This window comes from Geodermatophilus sp. DF01-2 (genome assembly GCF_004571065.1).
Classification (GTDB): Bacteria; Actinomycetota; Actinomycetes; order Mycobacteriales; family Geodermatophilaceae; genus Geodermatophilus.
In genome coordinates this window covers 1-3,689 of record NZ_SPQN01000156.1, presented here as the reverse complement: position 1 = coordinate 3,689, position 3,689 = coordinate 1, and the positions used below count along the sequence as shown (strand labels likewise).

Here is a 3,689-nt window from a genome sequence, read left to right as displayed (position 1 = left end):
GTCCAGGCCCCAGCGTCAGACTGAGCTACGGGATCGTGTCCCAGGCGGGAGACCGACGTCGGCGGGCGACCCGGCCACATTTTCACGCCTGCCAGGCGTCACCGATAGGGACAGGAAGACTGAGCTGGCGAAGGGTGGGGAGGACGGGGTCCTTCGACCTGAAGGGTGGCCGGCGCGGACTACCGTCGGCGAAGCCGCCGCTCCCCGTCGTCCCCGGAGGTCCCATGCCTCAGCCGGTCACCGCCAGCGGCACCCGCGAGGTGCCCTCCGAGCGGCGCCGGGTGTGGGAGGCGCTCGCCGTCCTCGCCCCCTACTGCGCGGTCTGCGACGTCTCCTACGTCGTGGCCGGCCGCGGAGCACCCGGGCGCGGCACCCGGTTCGCCTGCGTGCCCGGTCGTCTCGGCGACGGCGCGGAGCCGCCGGCCGGGGCGCCGCAGGGCGAGATCGTCGAGTGGGTCCCGCGGGAGCGGGTCACCACCCGGCTGCGGCTCACCCCGGAGACCTGGACGACGACGATCGAGCTCGCCGACGCCGGGCCCGGTGCCACGCGGGTGACCATCACCGTCAGCCACGAGCCGCGCTCCGACGGGCGGCTGACCCGGCGGGTGGCCCAGCGGCTGATGCGCGGCGGTGTACGGGAGATGGTGCAGCGCACCGTCGACGGCGAGCTGGACCGGCTCCCCGCCCACGTCGGGCAGCTGCCCACGGCCTGACCCCATCCGCTCGGGAACGCGCAGGTGTGCCGCGGGCGACACGTGTGTCGGGGTGATCTTGCGGGTACCGGCCAGGCCGATCGGGGACGCCGCCTGGAGCGTCCCCGCGGGCGCAAGGAGGAACACCGTGTTCCAGATCCTCGGTCTCATCGTGGTCGGGCTGATCATCGGGGCCCTGGCCCGGCTCATCACGCCCGGCAAGCAGCGGATGAGCATCCTCGCCACCATGCTCCTGGGCGTCGTGGGCGCCGTCATCGGCGGGCTCATCGCCGACTGGCTCGGCGTCGGCGAGATCTTCGAGCTCAACTTCTGGGGCTTCGTGTTCGCCGTCATCGCCGCCCTGCTGCTCGTCGGCTTCGCCGAGGGGCTCTCCGGCCGCAACCGCCGCGCCGTCCGCTGACCTCCCCCCGGGGGGCTCAGAGCTCGACGGAGTCCCCCGGGGCCAGCCGGCTGAACGGGGTCGGTGTCCCCGGCCCCCGCTCGCCCAGCAGGCCCCCGACGATGCCCAGGCCGGGCTCGTTGAGCAGCCCGTCGTGGATGGCGTAGGCCTGATCGGCGTCCACGGCGCGCACGTAGTCGATCAGCTCAGCGGTCTTCGACCACGGGGCGTGCATCGGCAGCAGCAGGGTGGTCACCGGCTCGCCGGGCACCGTCAGGGCGTCGCCCGGGTGGAAGACGCTGCCGCCGACCAGGAAGCCGACGTTGCCCACCCGCGGGATCTCCGGGTGGATGACCGCGTGCAGCTCCCCGTGGACGGTGACGTCGAACCCGGCCACGGTGAGCGCGTCGCCGTCGCCGACCACGTGCACCCGGCCCGCCGCGCCGTCGAGCTGGTCGGCCACCGAGCCGTTGGTCCACACCTCCAGGGCGGGGTCGGCGTCGAGCGCCGCGCGGAGGACGTCGGGCGCGAAGTGGTCCGAGTGCTCGTGGGTCACCAGGACCGCGGTCGCGCCCTCCAGCACCCCGGGGTCGGTGAACACGCCGGGGTCGATGACGAGCCGCCGGTCCTCCTCGCCGAGGACGACGCAGGCATGGCCGTGCTTGGTCAGCTCCATGACCGCATCCTGCCCCGGCCCCGCCGGGTCCGCTGGGCCCACGGCCGGGTGTACCGGCTCACCCCTTCGGGGGACGACGCCGTCGTGGCCCATGTCCCGCGGGGGCGCGCATGCCGACGACTGTGCCCATGAGCAGCCCCATCGTCGCCGCCACGCTCGTGGCCGCCCGCAGCCGCGCCCACGGCCCGACCGCCGCGCTGTGGCACGCCGTCGAGCTGCACCGCCCGACCGTCGAGGTCGACGGAGCCTGCGAGCTCACCGTCTGCGGCGCGCTGGCCCGCATCGACGTGGAGCAGCCCTGGCCGACGCCGGCCCGCGACGTCTGCCCCGCCTGCGTCACCCTCACCCGCTGACGCGGAGTCGCTCGAGCGCGGAAACCGTCACCGAGCGACTCCGCTCGGGTCTCAGGCGCCCTCGGCGAGCTCCGCGCGCAGCCGCGCCAGGAGGTCCGACCGGGTGCCCGCGCCCAACCGCTGACGCATCCGGGAGACGTGGTGCTCCACCGTCTTGGCGGAGATGTAGAGCCGTCCCCCGATCTCGCGGTAGGTCTGCCCGGCCACGACCAACCGGGCCACCTCCCGCTCCCGGTCGCTGAGCGCCCCGGTCGCCGCCGCGGGCACCGGCGGCCCGTCCCCGGCCGGCCGCGGCGCCGGCGTCGTCGAGGCGGCCTCGCACCCGGCACTGTCTGCGAGCGACCGGGCACAGCCGAGCAGCACCGAGCGGGCCCGCGGGTCCGTGGCCCGCGCCGCCGCCTGCCCGGCCAGCCGCGACCCGTCCCAACCGAGCCCCACCGCGGTCAGCTGCTCGGCCGCGGACACCACGCCGTCGGTGTCGACGTCCCCCGACAGCACCTGCAGCCAGCTGCGCCCGGCACGCGCCAGGGTGGCCGCGTAGGGGCTGGTCCGCGCAGCCGCCACCAGCGCCGCCGCGTGCGGCCGCAACCCGTCCGGGTCGTCGGCCAGGATCGCCGCCTGGGCGCCGCTCCAGTGCAGCGGGCTCGCCCACAGCGGTGGGTCGCCCAGCCGCGCCAGCAGCGCCTGCGCCTCGGCGAGGTACGGGCGCAGCCGATCGCCGTCCCGCAGCTTCGCCGCCGCCACCACCAGCTCGCCCAGCGGCAGCAGGGTGAACAGGTCCACCGGGTGGCGGACCACCGCCTCCCGCGCCCGTACCCAGGCCCGGACCAGCGCCGGCACGTCGCTGCTGCGCCGGGCCAGCCCCACCTCGAGCGCCTGCAGGACGACGTCGTCGCGCGGCTCCAGCGGTCCGCCGTCCTCCTGCGCCCGGTCCATGTGCTCCCGCGCCTGCGACATCCGGCCGGCCAGCATCGCGATCCACGCCAGCAGCAGCCGGTGCCGGCGCCGGCAGGGCGGGCCACCGAGGTCGGCACCCACGGCCCGCTGCAGCACCGACTCGGCCACCCCCAGCTCCCCGCTGTGGAGGGCGACCAGTGCGGCCAGCGCCGCCGGCGAGTCCACCAGCAGCGCGGTCCGGCCCACCGGCTCCAGCAGCGCGGCCGCGCGGGTCAGCGTCGAGAGCGCGGCGGCGATGTCGGCGGCGGCGTCCTCCCCGGTGCGGAGCGACTGCACGATCCCCTGCGCGGTCAGCTCCTCGCTCACCGACAGGACCGTCGGCAGCCCCCGGGCGGTGCGGGCGGTCTCGAGGGCCGCGGCCGCCGCGTCCGGCTCTCCGGTCGCCAGCAGCGCCAGCGCCGCCGACCCTGCCCGCTCGGCGCCGGCCAGCCGGCACAGCTCGGCGGCGCGCGACAGCAGCCCTCGCTGCGCCAGCACGGCTGCGGTCACCCCGGCCTGCGACCCGGTGAACGACCGCGCCTCGTAGCCGTGGGTGTTGATCGCGATGGCCAGCAGGGCCATGGAGATGCGCTCGCCCGCGGTGAGCAGCATGTCGAGCTCGCGGCCGGGCG

General features: G+C 76.3%; 5 protein-coding genes. 3 read left to right on the top strand and 2 right to left on the bottom strand.

The genetic code is table 11. The features are described 5' to 3' along the window. The first annotated feature begins 224 nt into the window (after window positions 1–224). Together E4P41_RS21395 and E4P41_RS21390 are read left to right on the top strand one after the other, a co-directional pair. Window positions 225–713, top strand: a complete 489-nt coding sequence (locus E4P41_RS21395) for an SRPBCC family protein (RefSeq protein WP_135143208.1) — start codon at window positions 225–227, stop codon at window positions 711–713. A 127-nt stretch (window positions 714–840) separates the two neighbouring features. Then, complete coding sequence (locus E4P41_RS21390; RefSeq protein ID WP_209307853.1) at window positions 841–1,113, top strand: GlsB/YeaQ/YmgE family stress response membrane protein; 273 nt, start codon at window positions 841–843, stop codon at window positions 1,111–1,113. Window positions 1,114–1,129: 16 nt separating this feature from the next. Here E4P41_RS21390 and E4P41_RS21385 read toward each other — a convergent pair whose 3' ends face one another. Further along, window positions 1,130–1,768: an MBL fold metallo-hydrolase gene (locus E4P41_RS21385; protein WP_135143207.1), complete on the bottom strand. Its 639-nt coding sequence runs from the start codon at window positions 1,766–1,768 to the stop codon at window positions 1,130–1,132. A 128-nt stretch (window positions 1,769–1,896) separates the two neighbouring features. Here E4P41_RS21385 and E4P41_RS21380 point away from each other — a divergent pair, with 128 nt between their 5' ends. Continuing rightward, on the top strand, window positions 1,897–2,121 hold the full coding sequence (locus tag E4P41_RS21380) for a hypothetical protein (RefSeq protein ID WP_135143206.1): 225 nt from the start codon (window positions 1,897–1,899) through the stop codon (window positions 2,119–2,121). 51 nt (window positions 2,122–2,172) lie between these two features. On the opposite strand, the gene E4P41_RS21375 is transcribed toward E4P41_RS21380, so the two are convergent. Next, the coding region (locus tag E4P41_RS21375; RefSeq protein WP_245177553.1) for a helix-turn-helix transcriptional regulator at window positions 2,173–3,689 on the bottom strand (1,517 nt) is incomplete at its 5' end.